Origin of the sequence: Corallococcus interemptor (assembly GCF_003668875.1) — a bacterium.
Taxonomy (GTDB): domain Bacteria; phylum Myxococcota; class Myxococcia; order Myxococcales; family Myxococcaceae; genus Corallococcus; species Corallococcus interemptor.
In genome coordinates this window covers 1-16719 of sequence record NZ_RAWM01000169.1, presented here as the reverse complement: position 1 = coordinate 16719, position 16719 = coordinate 1, and the positions used below count along the sequence as shown (strand labels likewise).

Sequence of the window (16719 nt, the reverse complement as noted above, 5' to 3'; positions counted from 1 at the left end):
CGCCAGGCCCTCCGCGCCGCAGCCCCAGCCCCAGGAACTGCCTGTCCCGTCCTATCCCGCCGTCGAGACCTTCATCGAGAAGGCCTCCGCGGACGACGTCCAGGCGCTCTTCGCCCCCGTCAAGGCGGGGCTCGCCGAGCTCAAGGGACCTCGCGCGGAGATCGGCAAGAAGGCCCAGGCTGCGATCGCGCGCTCCGAGGAGCTGCTCACCATGCTCGTGGACGTCCGCGAGAAGCTCGTCGCCGAGTCGAAACAGCCCAAGGGCCGGAAATAACGGGCTTTTCCGGGGCCTGGACGATTTCTTGTCACCAGCAGGCAACCGGCGGCCGGCACTCCCGATAATCCATTGAAAGAGCCAAGGGATGATCCCCGGCTCCCCTTTTGAATCAACGCTGGCACCAGCGCGGAGGCTGAAATGGCAAAGATCGACAGCGGCATGATGGGCCCGAACCTGCGCATGAACACCCAGATGACCACGGCTCGGCAGACGCCGAACACGAGCTTTGGCGCGCGCGTGCAGAACGGGCTGAACAGCACCGTCGGCGCCGTGGGCGCGGGCGTGGGCGCGGTGGCGGGCTTCGTTCCGGGCGCCGGCATCGTCTCCGCCGCGGTCTCCTCCGCGCAGACCTTCTCCGGCGCCTCCGGCTCCGGCATGCAGGGCGGCCCGTACGTCGGCGTGATGAACACCGCCTCCGGCGCGGTGCCCTCCACCAACCTGCCCGGTGCGGGCACGGGCATGCCCACGGGCGGCTCCACCTCGCTGGGCACCAGCGTCGGCGGCGCCAGCTCCGGCGGCCAGGTGTCGGATCAGCTGACCAACAACAGCAGCCTCAAGACGATGATGGACGACAACGTCAAGCTGCTGAACCTCCAGTCGGCCATGCAGCACGAGTCGCAGCTCTTCACGGCTGTTTCCAACGTGATGAAGTCGCGGCACGATACGACCAAGAACTCCATCGGCAACATCCGCTAGTCTTCACGGACAGCGGAATCTGACCGGTGCAAGGAAGGCGGCCCTCGACGGCCGCCTTCCGTGCTTCCGGCGACAGGAAAGGAAGCGCGACGTCCATGGCGGAGACCCCTTCGGAGATTGCCAACAGCCTCGTGCCCCTGGCGCGCCAGCCGGCCATGGTCCTGCTGGAGTCCGGTTACCTCTGGCTGGACATGGGTCACTTCGACAAGGCCAAGGAGGTCTTCGTCGGTGCCGCCGCGCTCATGCCCAAGAGCGAGGTGCCCCAGATTGGCCTGGGCGCCGTGGAGTTCGCGCAGGGCAAGCACGACAAGGCCCTGGCGGCCTACCGGGTCGCCCAGCGCCTGGCGCCGCTGTCCTCGCTGCCCCGGGCACACGCCGGGGAGGCCCTGCTGTTCATGGGCAAGGTGCCGGAGGCCCTCAAGGAACTGAAGGCCGCCATCGACCTGGAGCCCGAAAGCGACGGCGCGAAGCTGGCCCAGGCGCTCATCCAGGCGAAGGAAGCGGGGGCCCTGCCTCCGCCGAAGAAGTAGTCGCGGCAAGAAGAAGGAGGTACGGCGATGGCTGTCGGTGGAGTCGGACGTGGGGGTGGGAAGGGCCGCGCGGGCGGCGTGAAGGGGGCGTCCGGTCCGTCGGGTGCCTCTGGCGCGTCCTTTGGCGGCAAGGTGGATCGCACGGAATCGCTCGTCGGGCCTTCGGGTCTGGTAGGCTCCAGCAACGTCCAGGGCCCCCAGGCCACGGATCCGATCGCGGCGCAGGCGCTCGCCATCGCCAAGCGGCTGAAGAACGGGGGCTTCAAGAGCAAGGAGGAGGCGACGAAGGCCCTGGTCGCGGAAGTCCTCCAGGAGAAGCTGAACATGAAGTCCGCTGCCCTCACGGGCCGCATCGCCGGGGCGCTGCAGGATGATCCCCGGCTGAACCAGGTTCTCGAGCGGCTGTGGTCCAAGGCCGAGTGAGCGCGCCGCTTGCCTCTGGGTGAAGACAGGAAGGTCATCCTGGAGAAGTACGGCCCGTACGTGCGGTCGCTCGCGGCCACCGTGCGCAAGCAGTTCAATGCCCAGCTGGAGCTGGATGAACTGCTGGCCTATGGGCAGATCGGCCTCCTGGAAGCCGCCGAGCGCTTCGACCCCAAGGTCGGCGCCAACTTCCTTACCTTTGCCCACTACCGCATCAAGGGCGCCATCTTCGACGGCTTGAGGAAGATGGGCGTCCTGCGCGGCTCCGACGCCCGCACCGCCTATCAAGGCGAGCGCGCGACGGCGTATCTGGGAAATCTGGCGGACCGCGAGCAGGGCGCAAGCAACCGCGGGTCGTCATTTGACGATGATATTGGAGACATCTCGGATGCCGTGGCGGGCCTCGCGGCGGTGTTCGCGGCGGGGGCGGAAGGGGCGGAGGCGGCGGGCTACGTGGATGAATCGCTCCCGGCGGATCAGCGCCTGGAGATGGAGCAGTTGAAGAACCGGGTGCGCTCGGCCATCGAGAAGCTTCCGGAGAAAGAGCGCAAGCTCCTGCAGGGCTATTACTTCCAGGGACGTACGCTGGAAGAAGCAGGGGCGGAGATCGGGCAGTCGAAGAGCTGGGCGTCGCGGCTTCATGCGCGCGCCATTGACCGGCTCAAGGAACTCTTGAACGAGGAGGAGGAACTCCCTCCCCCCTCGACGGATGCAAGGAGGGTGTCACATGGCGGCTCCGATGAGCGGCATCTCCGCGGGACAGGTAGCGCAGCAAAAGCTGCAGGACCAGGGCGCGCAGCAGACTCAGAAGACGGGCGCGTCGAAGTTCGACGGAGTTCTCGCTGACAAGGCGCAGGGCGCCGGCCAGGTGGACGCCGCCCAGAACGTGAACAAGGCCCAGGCCGCGCAGGCCACCCAGAAGGTGGACACCGTCCGCCAGGTGGAGACCGTCAACAAGGCGGAGAAGGCCAACCTGAACAAGGTGAGCGGCGCCGCCCAGCAGCCCGCCACCGCCAAGGGCGCCGAGCCCGTGGACGCGAAGGCCGAAGCGTCGAAGACGACCAAGTCGGGCGGCATGGTCTCCGACCTCGTCTCCGGTCTGGAGAAGGGTCAGGTCAGCATGGACAAGCTCATCAAGGAGGCCTCCTCCGGCAAGAACATGTCCAACGCCGAGCTGCTTGGCCTCCAGGCGTCCATGTACAAGTACTCGCAGGAGTTGGACCTCACGTCGAAGGTCGTCGAGAAGGCCACCAGCGGCCTGAAGGACGTCGTCAAGACGCAGGTCTGAAGTCCCACCCGCCGGGCCATGGCGGCATGTGAAGGGCGGTCCCTCCCAACGTCGGGAGGGGGCGCCCTTCCGCGTTTTGCAAGGGCCCTGTTAAGCTAAGCGCGCCCATGACTCGCCGAACGCCCGTCTTCGCCGCCCCGCTCCTCGCCCTGCTGTTCCTCACCGGCTGCACCATTGAGCTGCAGCACGAGCTGACGGAGGCGGACGCCAACGAAATCTACGTCCTGCTCAGCAAGAACGGCATCAAAGCCACGAAGGAGAAGGCGGAGGGTGGCAACGAAGTGCGCTTCACCATCGTCGTCCCCAAGGGCGACGCCGCGCAGGCCGCGGAGCTCCTGAAGCGCAACTCGCTGCCGCGTCCGGTGGAGAAGGGCCTGTCCCACTTCGCCAAGGGCAGCATGGTGCCCACCGCCACGGAGGAGCGCGCCATGCTCCTCAAGGCCATGGCGGGTGAGGTCTCCAACGCGCTCAACCAGATCGACGGCGTGCTGGAAGCGCGCGCCATCGTGATGGTGCCGGAGAACAACGACCTGTCGCAGCCGGAGAACAAGCCGATGCCGTCGGCCTCCGTGTTCATCAAGTACCGCGCGGTCGAGGGCGGCAAGCCCCCTGTCTCGGTGGACGCGGTGAAGCAGTTCGTCGCCAGCTCCGTGGCGGAGCTCAAGCCGGAGGCCGTCACCGTGCTGATGACGGAGGCCATGGCCCCCACGGCGGAGACCACGGAGACCAACCGCCTGCAGGACGTGCTCGGCGTGCGCATGACGGCCGCCAGCGCCAGCACCTTCAAGATGATCCTCGGCGGCGCGTTCGCGCTCATCCTGGCCATGATGGGCGTCACCGCGTGGACCTTCATGCGCGGCGGCTCCGGTGGCGGTGCCCCCGCCGCGGCGGCCCGTCCCGCGCGTGCGCGCGGCGGTCGCGAGGGGTAGTCCTGCTCGTCGCTCCCCGCGGCCCTCCTGGGGTGGTCCGCGGGACTCTGTCCTCCAGGCCGGGGACACCGTCTTCAATCTTCAGCGGGCCACCTGGGGGCCCGCGAGGTGACCGTTGGATTCCTTCTTCACCTCGCTCAGCAAGCGCCAGACGATGATGCTGCTCACCGCGGTCACCTTCGGTGGCCAGGAGAGCATGTCGGCGCTGGAGCACCTGCCGGACGAGGAAGGCGCGCTCCTGCGCCACCGCGCGCAGGAGATCCTCCAGATTCCGCGAGAGAAGCGCCTGCCCGCGGTGGTGCAGGAGCTCAAGCGCCTGATGAAGGACCGGCGCGGCCAGCTGTGGACCGCGGATCCGGAGCGGCTGGCGGCGCTGCTGCAGCGCGAGCGCGGCGCCCTGGTGGAGGTCACCCTGCGCGCGCTGCCCGGCAACATGGCGGAGGCGGTGCGCGGCCACCTGCCTCCCTCGCGCGTGAAGCTCACCCGTGAGGTGCGCCCGCAGATCCTGGACATCATCCGCTGGAAGCTGGAGGAGGCGCTGTCGCGCGAGGCCGCCGGCCAGTCCGCGGGCTTCAAGTTCGCGGACGTGCTCAACCTCCAGACGCGTGAGCTGCTCACGGTGAGTGACCGACTGGGCGCGCGCGTGCTGGGGCCCGCGCTCGCGGGGCTCCCGGAAGAAGAGCTCAACGGCCTCATGGAGTCGCTGCCTCCGGATCTGCTCCAGCTCGCGAGCAAGTCCGTGGCGGCCAATGCGCCGCGCAAGCTGCCGGAGGAGGACGCGCGCGCGCAGCTCAACCTGCACGACGGCTTCAGCCGGCTGGCCGGCGCCATCCGCAGCGCGGGCGTGCAGCGGCTGGCGCGCGCGTGCGTGGCGCAGTCCCCGGAGTTCGCCGCGCGCATGCTGGAGAAGCACCGCGGTGAGTTCGGCCACCTGGTGGCGAAGTGGGTGCGCGAGGAGCGCTCGCGGCCGACGGCCCGGGGCGACGGCGGACGCACCGACATCGTCATGGACCTGGAGCGGCTGGCCGTGCGCGGCCTCATCGAGCGGCCCGTGCGGCTGACCGCGCCGCCGCCGCGCCCCTCCGCAGTGCTGCCGCCTCCGCCGGGAGCGCGCAAGCCCGCCGCGGCGGCCCCGGCAGCCCGGCCCGCCGCCCCTGGCGCCCGTCCGGCGGCTCCTGGAGCCCGCCCCCCGGCCCCCGCGCCGCGCGAGGGCCTGCGCACCACCGCGCCGGATCCGTCGCGCGCGCCCGCGCTCCGGGCGCCCAAGTCCCTGCGGGGTGGCGCCGCCGCCGATGAGGCCGCGGGAGATGCCGGTGCCCGGCGCGACTTCATGGCGGAGCGCGCCGCCCGTCGCGCGGGTGCGGCGTCCAGCCGTGACGCGGGACCGGGCGCGGCCCCCGGTGGACGTCCGCGTCCGGCGCCGGGCGAGGAGCGGGGCTCGTCGGTGGGGCCCGCGCCACGTCCCTCCATGGCCTCGCGGGAAGGGGATGCGAACGGCTCCCAGATGCGCCGCATGCCGGTGGAGCGCGAGCGCGGGCCCGCGCCCCGTCCCTCCATGGGGGCGCCGCCGGATGCGGAGGCGGGCGGCTCGCAGATCCGCCGGATGCCGGTGGAGCGGGGCCCTGCGCCCCGAGCGTCCATGGCGGCCCCGGAGGGGGACGCGAACGGCTCCCAGATGCGCCGCATGCCGGTGGAGCGGGGCTCGTCGGTGGGGCCCGCGCCCCGCGCGTCCACCGGGGGCGTGCCCAGCCGCCGTGATCCGGATGCCCCCCGTCCTTCTCGTCCCGCCCGGCCGGATCCGGAAGGGGCCCGCATCGGCCCGCCGCCCTCGCGCCTGGGGGCTCGCGGTGCGTCACGTCCACCGGAGCCGGACGCGCCGGAAGGCCGCTCCGTCCGGGCCGAGCGCCCCTCGCGGCCTCCCGCCGACGCGGAGGAGCGCGCGCCCCGGCGTCCAGAGCCCTCCGGCGAGTCCACGGACGGGGCCCGGGTGCTGCGCTCGCGCACCGGCGCCCGTCCCGCGGTGCGCCCCGAACCGGAGGGCGGACCGGAGCGTCCCCCGCGCGTGCTCTCCAGCCAGGCTTCCTCCTCCCGGTCCTCGGAGGGGACCCAGGTGGGCCGCCGGCGCCCGGCTCCCGGCGACCGGCCGGGCCCGGATGACGCGGGCGGCCCTGGAGGGCGTGGACCGCGCGGCGGAACGCGCTAGCATCCGGTCTCCAAGGAGTGGCCCATGGCGATCGGCAAGGTAATCAAGGGGGATGGGTTGGCGGAGTCGTCCGTGGCCGTCGCCTCGTCGGAGCGACCGGCGCTGCGTCCGCCTCGCGCGGGCGTGATGAACGCCGAGGTCTTCGAGGCGCGCCAGGGCGCCCAGGGCATCATCGAGGAGGCCCAGCGCGAGCGTGAGCGCATCCTCGCCGAGGCCCAGCGCGAGAAGGAGGAGCTCTTCGCCAAGGCGAAGGACCTGGGCCGTCAGGAGGGCATCGCCCAGGCCACGGAGCTGCTCCTGCGCGCGAAGATGCAGGCCGGCGAGATGCTCCAGTCCCAGGAGCAGGACATCATCGCGCTGGCGCTGAAGATGGCGGAGAAGATCCTCGGCCGCGACCTGGAGCGCGAGCCGGAGCTGCTGGTGGACATGTGCGCCGCGGCCATCGACAACCTGCGCAACGCGCGCGCCATGGTGCTGCGCGTGCACCCGAAGACGGCGGCGGTGCTGCGCGCCAAGCGCCCCGTGCTGATGGAGCTCATCGGCCGCACGGTGGACCTGGCCATCAAGGAGGACCCGGAGGTCGCTCCCGTGGGCTGCATCGTGCAGACGGAGTACGGCACGGTGGACGCGCAGCTGCCCACCCAGCTGGAGATGCTCCAGAACCTCCTGCAGCCGGACACCGCGCGCAAGCCCGGCCCTCCCTGAGCCCTTCCGGAATCCGCCATGGCCATCGACCTTTCGCGCTACTACGATCTCATCAAGGAAGCGTCCCTCGTCCGGGTGCGCGGCCGCGTGACCGAAATGACGGGCCTCGTCATCAAGGCGAGCGTGCCCAACGTACGCATCGGCGAGGTGGTGCTCGTCAAGAGCCGCCAGCGCGGCCTGATGAAGTCGGAGGTCGTGGGCTTCGTGGGCGACGAGGTCATGCTCATGCCCCTGGGCGAGCTGTACGGCATCGGTCCGGACAGCGAGTGCATCCCCACGGGCCGCCCGCTCACCATCAAGTGCGGTGACGCGCTCCTGGGCCGCGTGCTCAGCGGCATCGGCGAGCCCATGGACGGCAGGCCGCTGGAAGGGGAGGGCCTGATCGACTGGCCCGTGGACCGCGACTGCCCGGACCCCTTCACGCGCCAGCGCATCGAGCGGCCGCTGCCCCTGGGAGTCCGCTGCATCGACGGGCTGCTCACCGTGGGCGAGGGCCAGCGCGTGGGCCTCTTCGCGGGCTCCGGCGTCGGCAAGTCCACGCTGATGGGCCAGATTGCCCGCAACACGCAGGCCGACCTGAGCGTCGTGGCGCTCATCGGCGAGCGTGGTCGCGAGGTTCGCGAGTTCATCGAGGACGCCATGGGCGAGGAGGGCATGAAGCGCGCCGTGCTGGTGTGCGCCACGTCCGACCAGCCCGCCCTCGTGCGTCTGCGCGCCGCGTACGTCGCCACGGCCATCGCGGAGTACTTCCGTGAGCGCGGCGGCAACGTGCTGTTCATGCTCGACACGGTGACGCGTCTGGCGCGCTCCCAGCGCGACATCGGCCTCGCCATCGGCGAGCCCCCGGCGCGTCAGGGCTACCCGCCCAGCGTCTTCTCCATGCTGCCGCGCATCCTGGAGCGCACGGGCAACTCGGCGAAGGGCAAGTGCACCGCCATCTACACCTGTCTCGTGGCCGGCGGTGACATGGAGGACCCCATCGCCGACGAAGTCCGAGGTATTCTCGACGGCCACTTCATCCTCAACCGTGAGCTGGGCGCGCGAAACCAGTGGCCCGCCATGGACGTGCTCCAGAGCCTCAGCCGTGTGATGAGCGGCATCGTCAGCAAGGAGCACAAGAAGGCCGCCGGCAAGCTGCGCGAGACGCTCGCCACCTACGAGAAGCAGCGCGACCTCATCCTGCTGGGCGCCTACCAGGCCGGCGCGGACCCCCGGACGGACTACGCCATCGAGAAGTACGACGCCATCATCGACTTCCTCAAGCAGGACACCCACTCCAACTCTCCGTACGAGGAGACCGTGGAGCAGCTCATCAACCTGTTCGCGGACTGACGCGGGCCGCCTTCCGGCCAGCCTGCATGGACGGGGCGGTTTTTGGGTAGGATGCCCCCACCATGCCCCCGTACCGGTTGCAGTCCCTGCTGGACATGCGTGAGAAGGCGAAGGAGGAGGCCGAGCAGGCCTTCTCCGACGCCGTCAAGGCGCTGGCGAAGGAAGAGGCCGAGCAGAAGCGCCTGGAGGCGGAGCTGGAGCGCCGCCGCAAGGAGCGCAAGGCCAAGGTCCAGGAGTACTTCCAGCAGATCATGGCCAAGGGCGCCGGCATCAACGGCATGAACATGATGGCCCGCTTCGAGGAGCGCCTGAAGGACGACGAGGCGCAGGTCGCCCTCCAGATCGAGCACCAGAAGGAGGTCGTCCGGACGGCGGGCCGCCTGGTGGAGCAGCGCCGCATGTTGATGGCGGAGGCGGCCAAGGAGCTCAAGGCCATCGAGAAGAACAAGGAGAAGTTCGTCAAGCAGGTGAAAAAGGAGCGCCAGGACCGGGAGGAGCTGCAGCAGGAGGAGATCGGCAGCGCCTTGTTCCTGGCCCGGCAGCGCAAGTAACCTCCCGCCGCCTTCCGCTGAGTCTGGAGAGACGCCATGAGCCGAGTTGATGACGATCGCGATGCCGCGCGCTTGGCGGAGCGGATGATCCAGGAGCGCAAGCTCGCGGAGGCGAAGACCCAGAAGCGCCTGCAGGGCGAGTCCGTCTTCTCCAAGCTGGTCCAGCAGGGCCAGGCCGAGCAGGCCCTGCCGAAGCAGGCGCAGGAGCTGAAGCAGCCCCTGGGCAAGCAGGTCCTGGCGCGCCTGGCTCAGGGCCAGGGCAAGACCTTCGACGAGAAGCTGGCCCAGAAGGAGACCGCCTTCGCGAAGCCCGGCGAGTCCACCGGGAGCGCCCAGCAGTCCCAGCGCAACGCCGAGTCGCAGGGCGCCTCCCGTGGCGGAGAGGCCCGCAAGACGGAGGTCGTGGAGGAGAAGCGCTCCACGGACGTCCGCGAGAGCGACATGAACAAGGCCGAAGGCCAGGCCAGCCGCTTGAGCCAGGAGAAGGGCGAGCTGAAGATCGACGTCAACGCCGGCGGCGGCAAGGGCGCGGGCGGCGGGGCCAGCAACAAGGACAAGGACGACAAGGGCGGGCAGATGGCCGCCGCGGGCTTCCGCTTCAACCCCGCGCTGATGGCGCCGGTGCCGGTGGCCAAGCCCAAGGACACGGCGGGCTCCGAGCGGCTGCGCGCCATGGCGAACGAGATCGCCCAGAAGATCGTCGAGCGCGTGCGCGTGGGCACCAACGCCGCGGGCAACGCGGAGTTCCAGATCGAGCTGCGCGGCGACGTGCTCAACGGCCTGTCCATCAAGGTCAGCGCGAAGAACGGGAAGATCTCCGCCACCTTCAGCGGCAGCGACCGCGACACCTTGAAGATGCTGGAAGAGCAGAGCGACGGCCTGCGCAGCGCCCTGGGCGGCCGGGGACTGGCGCTTGAAAATCTGAGGTTCGAGGCCAAGACATGAGCCTGGAGCCGGACGACGAGCCCGGAGTCTTCGAACGCACCATGCTGGTCGACACCCGGAAGCTGGGACCCCCGAAGCCCGCGCAGGCTCCGAAGCAGGCTCCGGCGCCGGCCCCGGCTCCCGTGGCGGCGTCGCCGTGGCGGCCGTTCACGTTCACGAACCTGGAGAAGGTGTCGCGCACGCAGGGCCAGCTGGCGGAGCGGCTGCGCTGGCTGACGCCGAACGCGGGCACCCTGGAGACGGTCTGCGCGCGCCTCAAGGCGCTGTTCGACGTGGACGTGCGCCTGTCGGTGGAGTCCGCCCAGGCGCGCCCCATGACGGAGCTGCGCCGCTTCCTGGGGGACCCGTCCTTCCTGGCGGTGCTGGCCCCCGGCGCGCTCAAGGGCCGGGTCATCCTCGAAATCGAGCTGTCGCTGGCGCACTCGGCGGTGGACCTGCTGCTGGGCGGCGCCGGTGAGACGGTGGGCCTGCGGCCCCTGACGGACATCGAGGAGGGCGTGATGGGCTACGTCGTCCTGGAGGCCCTGAAGGAGCTGGTGCCCGGACTCCAGCCGGGCGTCCCCCGGCCCCGGCTGGACGGCGTGGCGCGCGGCGTGGACGAGGTCTCCGCCCGCCTGGGCGAGGACGGCCCGATGCTGGCGGTGCACCTGAACGCGGTGCTGGGCTCGCACCGCGGCATCGTGCGGCTGGTGGTGCCGTCGGCGGTGCTGGAGGCGGCCGAGCCCGCGGTGGAGAGCGCCCAGCGGCGCGACCACCGCCGGCAGGACATGAAGGCCAACGGGCGCCGCCTGTCCGCGCTGCGAGACTGGCTGCGCGCGGAGATTGGCGTGGCGGAGCTGTCCGCCCGGGACCTGGCGTCCCTGCGCATCAAGGACGTGCTGCTTCTGGACCTGCTGTCGGCGCGGCCGGACCGGGGCGAGCCGGGCACGGCGCAGCTGCGGCTGGGCCTGGGCCGCACCGGCCACTTCGCGGCGGACGTGTTCGTGGAGAACGGCCGCTACCGGGCGCGCATCACGGACGTCATCCCCGGCGAGCCGGGCAATCCCCAGGGTGGGGAGCCCGGGGGCGGGTCGGAAGAGAACGAGGACTTCACCAACCCGGAGCTGGGCGTTCCTCCGGAACTCGAAGGGGCGGCTTTGGACGACAACAACCGGGACGGAAGCGATCTGCTCAGCGACCTTCCCCTGCAGGTGGCGGTGGAGCTGGCGCGCGTGCCCATCACGGCCGAACAGGTGGTGGGGCTGCGCACCGGCCAGGTCCTCGACCTGCGCCGTGGGGCAGGGGAGCCCGTGGACCTGTCGGTGAACGGCAAGGTGGTGGCCCGGGGCGAGCTCGTGGAGCTGGAGGGTCAGCTCGGCGTGCGCATCATCCAGCTGAGCTGAAAGCGCTTTGCGCCCGTGCGTCACGAGGCAGGCGGGCAGGGAGGCGTGCTCGTGCCCGGGCCCGTGGCGGTCCTGACTCGGGTGCACTAGGCTCGCGCCCATCCATGGCGGTCCTCGGTCTTTCCTCCTCGCGCCTGTTGCTCGGCGCCGCGCTGCTCTTCGCGTCGCCCGCCGTCCTGGCGCAGGCGCCCGCGGCCTCCACGCCTGACGCCTCCGTGGCGGCACCGGCGCAGGAGGCGGCTCCCGCACCGGCCTCCGTCCAGGCTCCCGCGCAGACTCCGGCTCCTGCCGCGACGGGGGATGGCGCCGCCCGCGCGAAGCGCCACGCGGATGAGTTGGACCGCGAGCTGGGCATGGCCGAGCCCGAAGCCGACGCGGCGCAGGAGAGCCTGGGCTGGGTGGTGGTGCGCACGGTGGCGCTGCTGGGCGCGGTGCTCGCGGCCATCTACCTCACGCTCAACGTGGGCCTGCGCCGGCTGATGGGGCTGCAGGGCGTGCCCGTGGGCAAGGCGTCGGTCGTGTCGGTGATGGAGCGCATCCCGTTGGATCAACGGCGCACGCTCTTCGTCCTGAAGGCCGCGGACGAGTACCTGCTGGTGGGTGGCGGCGAGGGTGGCGTGCAACTGGTTTCGAAGCTGGACCGCGACGCCGTGGAGCGCATCCGCGCCGCGCGTCCGCCGTCGTCGCCGGTGTCCCTGAGTCCTTTCCTCCAGAAGCTCCTCTCCCGCCGGACCGGTGGCACCACGCCGCCGCCGGGCGTCTGAAGGCCGTCACGTGAACCGTTCGTCTCCCGCCGCCCGTCCGCTGCTGTTCCGCGCTCCGCCCTGGCTCTTCGCGGCCCTCGTGTCCCTGCATCCCTTCGTCGCGTCCGCGGCGAAGAAGGGGGGAGACTCGATGCCGGATGAAATGGTCAAGGAGGCGGTGAGCAGCGACTCCTTCACCTCCCGTCCGCTCATCCTCATCCTCGCGCTCGCGGCCATGTCGTTGGTCCCGTTCGCGCTGATGATGGTGACCAGCTTCGTGAAGATTTCCGTGGTGCTGTCCATCGTCCGCTCGGCGCTGGGCACCCAGCAGATTCCCCCCACCCAGGTCATCACCGGCCTGGCCATCATCCTCACCGTCTACATCATGGCCCCCGTGGGCCAGGAGATGTACCGGGCGGGAGGCATCGACATCTGGTCCCGGGGAACGTCGGTGTTCTCCTCGGAGACGGTGGGCACGATGCTGGGCGCCGCGGACAAGTCCAAGGAACCGCTGCGCGAGTTCCTGATGAAGAAGGTCACCAACAAGGACCGCACGCTCTTCTACAGCCTGGCGAAGAAGATGCGGAAGGAGGAGGACCGCAAGGACATCGGCCCGAACGACTTCATGGTCATCGTCCCGGCCTTCGTCGTGTCCGAACTGAAGGAGGCCTTCCAGATTGGCTTCCTGCTGTTCGTGCCCTTCATCGTCATCGACATGGTGGTGGCCAACATCCTGCTGGCGCTGGGCATGCACATGCTGTCGCCCACGACCATCTCCATGCCCTTCAAGCTCTTGTTGTTCGTGCTCGTGGACGGCTGGTACCTCATCGCCAAGGGCCTGGTCATCGGCTACCTGTAAGGAGCCCCGTACTCCCATGAATCAGCTCACGTTCATCACCCAGGAGGCGCTGTTCCTGGTGCTCGTGGTCTCCGCGCCGCCGGTGCTCATGAGCCTCCTGGTGGGCTTCCTCGTCTCGCTGTTCCAGGCCACCACGCAGATTCAAGAGCAGACGCTCTCGTTCGCGCCCAAGGTCGTCCTCGTCTTCGGCGTGCTCGCCATGACGGGCCCATGGATTGGTGGCCAGTTGCTGCGCTTCACCTTCCACGTCTTCGACCGCTTCCCGGCGCTCATCGGCAGATGAACATCGGCGAAGTCATGGCCGAGCTGGGCGCTCGGGTGAACCTGTCGGTCGTCATCTTCACGATGGCGCTCATCATGTGCCGCGTGATGCCCATCCTCATCTTCAGCCCGTTTTTGGGCGGCGAGGTCGTCCCCTCGGAGATGAAGCTGGGCCTGGGCCTGCTGGTGTCCGCGGTGATCTTCCCGTCCGTGGCGGACAAGATGGACAGGATTCCCCTGAGCGCGCTCCCGTACATCGGGCTGTTGCTCAAGGAGATCTTCATTGGCGTGGCGCTGTCGTACATCGTCAACATGGTGTTCGACGCGGCCCGCGTGGCCGGCACGCTGATGGACACCATGTCGGGCAGCAACAACGCCCAGCTCTACGTGCCGCAGTTGGGCACGCAGGTGTCGCTCTTCTCCAGCCTCAAGGTGCAGCTGTGCGTGGTGCTGTTCCTGTCGCTGGACGGGCACCACATCATCATCCGGGCGCTGGCGGAGAGCCTCGCCATCGTGCCTCTGGAGGGCTTCCCGCGCTTCAGCCGGGGCGTGTGGCCCTTCTTCGACCTGATGATCCGCTCCTTCTCGGACCTGCTGAAGATCAGCCTGGCGCTGGCCGGCCCCGGCATGGTGGCCGCGTTCGTCACCGACCTGGCCCTGGGCGCCATCAACCGCGTCGCGCCGCAGATCCAGGTGTTCTTCATCTCCATGTCGCTCAAGCCGCTGGTGGGCGTGCTGATCATGTTCATCGCCATCCACGTGGTGATTGGCCGCATGCAGCAGGAGCTGGCCAACATGCTCCGCATGTTCCAGCACGCCATCCAGCTCTTGGCCTGAGCCGCCCCAAGCCTCCCGGGATTCCTCCATGTCGGACGAGAGTGGCGACAAAACAGAAGAACCGTCGCAGAAGAAGCTCGACGACGCGCGCAAGAAGGGCCAGACCTGGAAGAGCAAGGACCTGACGGGCGTGGCCGTGCTCGTCGCCGGCCTGGGCATCGTCAAGGGGACCTGGGACACGGTGGAGCGGGAGATCTCCACGCTCTTCCGCTTCAGCTTCGACGCCATCGCCCACTCGGACGACCTGGCGCTGGCGACCACGCAGCTGCTCTACATGGGCGTGCGCACGCTGCTGCTGCTGACGGTGCCCATCGTGGCGGGCGCGGCGGTGCTGGGCGGGCTGATGGACTTCCTGCAGGTGGGGTCGCTCTTCACCATCGACCCGCTCATCCCCAAGTTCGACAAGCTCAACCCCATCGCGGGGTTGAAGAACATGTTCTCCAAGAAGTCCTTCGTGGAGCTCTTGAAGAACCTCATCAAGATCTCCGTCGCCGCCTACGTCGTCACCGGCGTGGTGCGCGACTCCATGCCCCTGGTCATCGAAACGGTGCGGCAGGACACGCAGGGCATCATGGCCATCCTGGGAGAGATCATCTACCGGGTGTCCGTGCGCATCATCATGCTGTTCGTCATCTTCGGCGTGTTCGACGTGTGGTGGCAGCGCAAGTCGTTCATGAAGGACATGATGATGACGAAGGAGGAGGTCAAGAAGGAGTACAAGTCGAGCGAGGGTGACCCGCACCACAAGGCCAAGCGCAAGGAGCTCCACCACGAGATCATGGAGGGGGCCCAGATGGAGGCGGTGAAGGACGCGAGCGTCATCGTCACCAACCCGGACCACGTCGCGGTGGCGCTGCAATACGACCAGAACAAGGACGGGGCGCCGCGGGTGCTGCTCAAGGGCATGGACGCCAAGGCGGAGCGCATCAAGGCGCTGGCGCGCGAGGCGGACATCCCCCTCTTGCGCAACGTCCCACTGGCGCACGCGCTGTTGCGCGTGGAGGTGGGCGAGGAAGTCCCGGAGGAGCTCTACGACGCGGTCGCCGAGGTGCTGAACTTCGTCTACGGGCTCAAGCAGCAGCAGAACGCGGCGCCGTCAGCGCGCGCCTGAGGAGGACGCCATGGCCAGCGACGAAGAGGCGGACATCGCCATCGCCATCAAGTACGACAACAAGGCGGACGGCGCCCCGCGCGTGGTGGCGAAGGGAATGCGCCTCAAGGCGGAGAAGATCCGGGAGATCGCCAAGCAGTACGGCATCCCGGTGATGCGCAATGTGTCCCTGGCGCACGCCCTGTACCGGGTGGACGTGGGGCAGGAGGTCCCCGAGGAGCTCTACGACGCGGTGGCGGAGGTGCTGAACTTCGTCTACGCGCTGCAGCGAGAGCAGGCAGGCGGACGCTGAAGGGGGCTGGACGCGCCCCCCCCACCTGTATTGAAGTCGGCCCACCATGGCCAGAATCAACAATCAGCCCCCCAGCACCGCGCTTTGGCCCTGGGGAGGTCCCCGCAGCGTCCGCGAGCGGCTGGTGGACCCGTCCCAGCTGGACCGGGCGAAGAAGCTGCGCAAGGCGGGCAACATCAAGAACCCGTCGCTGCCCTCCGCGGCGCTCCTGGACTTCATCGGTCCGGCGCACTCGTCGGAAGAGCTGCGGCTGCCCCTGCCGCCCCACCCGGGCGGTCACGACGCGGACCTGGAGGGCTTCAGCGACCGGCCGCACCTGGCCAGCGTCGCCGGCCGGGGAGATGACGGGCAGCGCCGCATGCTGGAGCGCGGCCTGGCCAAGGTGAACGCGCCGCCGGAGCGCCTGGAGCGCCTCAAGGCCCTGCTGCAGCGCGAGTCCGCCATGCTGGGCCTGGTGGACCAGGTGAGCGCGGAGTCGCAGGAGATCATCCGCCGCATGTGGGAAGAGCAGAAGGACGAGGGCTACTGACCCATGGCGGCGCTGGACCCCGAGGATCCGCAGGACGAGGCGAAGCTCACGGCCCTCCTGCAACGCTGGGCGGAAGGGAAGGCCACGCTCCGGGAGGTGCGCGGCTATTCCAACGACGAGCTCTACGCCATCGCCAAGACGGCCTACTTCTTCTTCTACCAGGGCCGGGTGGCGGAGGCGCGCACGCTCTTCCAGGGGCTCTACGCCATCAACCCCACCGACGTGTACTTCGCCAAGGCGCTGGGGGTGGTGGAGATGGCCGCCGGCAACGGGCAGGGCGCGCTCGCCGCCTTCGACGTGGCCGCGAAGCTGGCCCCGCAGGACGCCGCCGTCTACGTGGGGCGCGCGGAGGTGAAGTTGGCCTTGGGACAGAAGCCGCAGGCGCTCGAGGATCTGCGCCGCGCCGCCGCCATGACGCCCGCGGATGATCCGGTGGTGCGCAAGGCCGGCGCCATGGTGACCGCCCTCACGCGGCGCTGATCCGAAGGCGGGCCCGTTCCAGCCGGGACGTTGGATGTGGAAGCCCAGTAAACTCTGTTAGGCTCGATTCATTCACCTCAACCGATGGAGAGGTTCATGGCCCCCCCCAAGAAGGAAGTTCCGCAGCTGCCGCCGGAGCCGCCGGAACTGACCGCGAAGCGCGAGAAGCTGCTGGTGGATCTGGACGAGCAGTCCAAGGCCGCGACCGGCGTGTTCCAGCAGGTGCTGCGCAACATGCGCAAGCTGGTGGCGTCCTCCGCCCCCACCGCGCCGCTGGATCAGCAGCTGTACACGGACGTGAAGGACGCGCTCACGCGCTTCATGAAGGAGCCCATCCTCCCGCCCC

The 16719-nt window shown here is 69.5% G+C and carries 21 protein-coding genes and 1 pseudogene; all 22 read left to right on the top strand.

Annotated features, from left to right (window positions below; all coding sequences use genetic code 11):
• Positions 1-274 (top strand): hypothetical protein (locus tag D7X96_RS35515; RefSeq protein WP_120553105.1); only part of this gene is annotated, 274 nt, incomplete at its 5' end.
• 141 nt (positions 275-415) lie between these two features.
• On the top strand, positions 416-973 hold the full coding sequence (locus D7X96_RS35510; RefSeq protein ID WP_120553104.1) for a hypothetical protein: 558 nt from the start codon (positions 416-418) through the stop codon (positions 971-973).
• A gap of 95 nt (positions 974-1068) precedes the next feature.
• Entirely contained in the window at positions 1069-1503 is a 435-nt protein-coding gene (locus D7X96_RS35505; protein WP_120530743.1) for a tetratricopeptide repeat protein, read from the top strand.
• A 27-nt stretch (positions 1504-1530) separates the two neighbouring features.
• The gene (locus tag D7X96_RS35500) at positions 1531-1926 is read left to right on the top strand and encodes a hypothetical protein (protein WP_120553103.1); all 396 of its coding nucleotides are present in this window, start codon (positions 1531-1533) and stop codon (positions 1924-1926) included.
• 9 nt (positions 1927-1935) lie between these two features.
• Positions 1936-2772, top strand: a complete 837-nt coding sequence (locus D7X96_RS35495; RefSeq protein ID WP_120553102.1) for a sigma-70 family RNA polymerase sigma factor — start codon at positions 1936-1938, stop codon at positions 2770-2772.
• 22 nt (positions 2773-2794) lie between these two features.
• Positions 2795-3214: an EscF/YscF/HrpA family type III secretion system needle major subunit gene (locus D7X96_RS35490; protein WP_014398428.1), complete on the top strand. Its 420-nt coding sequence runs from the start codon at positions 2795-2797 to the stop codon at positions 3212-3214.
• Between the two features lie 107 nt (positions 3215-3321).
• A complete protein-coding gene (locus tag D7X96_RS35485) occupies positions 3322-4143 on the top strand; it encodes a type III secretion protein (RefSeq protein ID WP_120553101.1) in 822 nt (273 codons plus the stop codon).
• A gap of 115 nt (positions 4144-4258) precedes the next feature.
• A complete protein-coding gene (locus D7X96_RS35480) occupies positions 4259-6346 on the top strand; it encodes a hypothetical protein (protein ID WP_121771733.1) in 2088 nt (695 codons plus the stop codon).
• Between the two features lie 24 nt (positions 6347-6370).
• Positions 6371-7051 (top strand): FliH/SctL family protein, encoded by a 681-nt coding sequence (locus D7X96_RS35475; protein WP_121725314.1) that lies wholly within the window; start codon positions 6371-6373, stop codon positions 7049-7051.
• A gap of 18 nt (positions 7052-7069) precedes the next feature.
• Complete coding sequence (gene sctN, locus D7X96_RS35470; RefSeq protein ID WP_120552727.1) at positions 7070-8383, top strand: type III secretion system ATPase SctN; 1314 nt, start codon at positions 7070-7072, stop codon at positions 8381-8383.
• 62 nt (positions 8384-8445) lie between these two features.
• Complete coding sequence (locus D7X96_RS35465; protein WP_120552728.1) at positions 8446-8934, top strand: flagellar assembly protein FliH; 489 nt, start codon at positions 8446-8448, stop codon at positions 8932-8934.
• A 36-nt stretch (positions 8935-8970) separates the two neighbouring features.
• Complete coding sequence (locus D7X96_RS35460; RefSeq protein ID WP_121725315.1) at positions 8971-9879, top strand: flagellar hook-length control protein FliK; 909 nt, start codon at positions 8971-8973, stop codon at positions 9877-9879.
• Positions 9876-11261, top strand: a complete 1386-nt coding sequence (gene sctQ / locus D7X96_RS35455) for a type III secretion system cytoplasmic ring protein SctQ (RefSeq protein ID WP_120552730.1) — start codon at positions 9876-9878, stop codon at positions 11259-11261. The genes D7X96_RS35460 and sctQ overlap by 4 nt, the downstream gene beginning before the upstream one ends.
• Positions 11262-11365: 104 nt before the next feature.
• Positions 11366-12025 carry a flagellar biosynthetic protein FliO gene (locus tag D7X96_RS35450; protein ID WP_120552731.1) on the top strand — a complete coding sequence of 220 codons (660 nt, stop codon included), beginning with the start codon at positions 11366-11368 and terminating at the stop codon, positions 12023-12025.
• Positions 12026-12035: 10 nt separating this feature from the next.
• Complete coding sequence (sctR, locus tag D7X96_RS35445) at positions 12036-12863, top strand: type III secretion system export apparatus subunit SctR (protein WP_120552732.1); 828 nt, start codon at positions 12036-12038, stop codon at positions 12861-12863.
• Positions 12864-12879: 16 nt separating this feature from the next.
• Complete coding sequence (gene sctS, locus D7X96_RS35440; RefSeq protein ID WP_120528175.1) at positions 12880-13146, top strand: type III secretion system export apparatus subunit SctS; 267 nt, start codon at positions 12880-12882, stop codon at positions 13144-13146.
• Entirely contained in the window at positions 13143-13961 is an 819-nt protein-coding gene (locus D7X96_RS35435) for a flagellar biosynthetic protein FliR (RefSeq protein ID WP_120552733.1), read from the top strand. The genes sctS and D7X96_RS35435 overlap by 4 nt, the downstream gene beginning before the upstream one ends.
• Positions 13962-13989: 28 nt before the next feature.
• A complete protein-coding gene (sctU, locus tag D7X96_RS35430; RefSeq protein ID WP_120552734.1) occupies positions 13990-15072 on the top strand; it encodes a type III secretion system export apparatus subunit SctU in 1083 nt (360 codons plus the stop codon).
• A 10-nt stretch (positions 15073-15082) separates the two neighbouring features.
• The gene (locus tag D7X96_RS35425; RefSeq protein ID WP_014398415.1) at positions 15083-15364 is read left to right on the top strand and encodes an EscU/YscU/HrcU family type III secretion system export apparatus switch protein; all 282 of its coding nucleotides are present in this window, start codon (positions 15083-15085) and stop codon (positions 15362-15364) included.
• Between the two features lie 46 nt (positions 15365-15410).
• Positions 15411-15893: a hypothetical protein gene (locus D7X96_RS35420; RefSeq protein WP_120552735.1), complete on the top strand. Its 483-nt coding sequence runs from the start codon at positions 15411-15413 to the stop codon at positions 15891-15893.
• 3 nt (positions 15894-15896) lie between these two features.
• Entirely contained in the window at positions 15897-16373 is a 477-nt protein-coding gene (locus D7X96_RS35415) for a SycD/LcrH family type III secretion system chaperone (RefSeq protein WP_120552736.1), read from the top strand.
• A gap of 96 nt (positions 16374-16469) precedes the next feature.
• A pseudogene (locus D7X96_RS35410) lies at positions 16470-16719 on the top strand (hypothetical protein); the annotation flags it as partial.

What these genes read in the sequence shown, in the direction of transcription:
- D7X96_RS35510 (WP_120553104.1), top strand. Translation starts at nt 416, where the DNA reads ATGGCAAAGATCGACAGCGGCATGATGGGCCCGAACCTGCGCATGAAC.
- D7X96_RS35505 (WP_120530743.1), top strand. Translation starts at nt 1,069, where the DNA reads ATGGCGGAGACCCCTTCGGAGATTGCCAACAGCCTCGTGCCCCTGGCG.
- D7X96_RS35500 (WP_120553103.1), top strand. Translation starts at nt 1,531, where the DNA reads ATGGCTGTCGGTGGAGTCGGACGTGGGGGTGGGAAGGGCCGCGCGGGC.
- D7X96_RS35485 (WP_120553101.1), top strand. Translation starts at nt 3,322, where the DNA reads ATGACTCGCCGAACGCCCGTCTTCGCCGCCCCGCTCCTCGCCCTGCTG.
- D7X96_RS35475 (WP_121725314.1), top strand. Translation starts at nt 6,371, where the DNA reads ATGGCGATCGGCAAGGTAATCAAGGGGGATGGGTTGGCGGAGTCGTCC.
- sctN (WP_120552727.1), top strand. Translation starts at nt 7,070, where the DNA reads ATGGCCATCGACCTTTCGCGCTACTACGATCTCATCAAGGAAGCGTCC.
- D7X96_RS35465 (WP_120552728.1), top strand. Translation starts at nt 8,446, where the DNA reads ATGCCCCCGTACCGGTTGCAGTCCCTGCTGGACATGCGTGAGAAGGCG.
- D7X96_RS35460 (WP_121725315.1), top strand. Translation starts at nt 8,971, where the DNA reads ATGAGCCGAGTTGATGACGATCGCGATGCCGCGCGCTTGGCGGAGCGG.
- sctQ (WP_120552730.1), top strand. Translation starts at nt 9,876, where the DNA reads ATGAGCCTGGAGCCGGACGACGAGCCCGGAGTCTTCGAACGCACCATG.
- D7X96_RS35450 (WP_120552731.1), top strand. Translation starts at nt 11,366, where the DNA reads ATGGCGGTCCTCGGTCTTTCCTCCTCGCGCCTGTTGCTCGGCGCCGCG.
- sctS (WP_120528175.1), top strand. Translation starts at nt 12,880, where the DNA reads ATGAATCAGCTCACGTTCATCACCCAGGAGGCGCTGTTCCTGGTGCTC.
- D7X96_RS35435 (WP_120552733.1), top strand. Translation starts at nt 13,143, where the DNA reads ATGAACATCGGCGAAGTCATGGCCGAGCTGGGCGCTCGGGTGAACCTG.
- sctU (WP_120552734.1), top strand. Translation starts at nt 13,990, where the DNA reads ATGTCGGACGAGAGTGGCGACAAAACAGAAGAACCGTCGCAGAAGAAG.
- D7X96_RS35425 (WP_014398415.1), top strand. Translation starts at nt 15,083, where the DNA reads ATGGCCAGCGACGAAGAGGCGGACATCGCCATCGCCATCAAGTACGAC.
- D7X96_RS35420 (WP_120552735.1), top strand. Translation starts at nt 15,411, where the DNA reads ATGGCCAGAATCAACAATCAGCCCCCCAGCACCGCGCTTTGGCCCTGG.
- D7X96_RS35415 (WP_120552736.1), top strand. Translation starts at nt 15,897, where the DNA reads ATGGCGGCGCTGGACCCCGAGGATCCGCAGGACGAGGCGAAGCTCACG.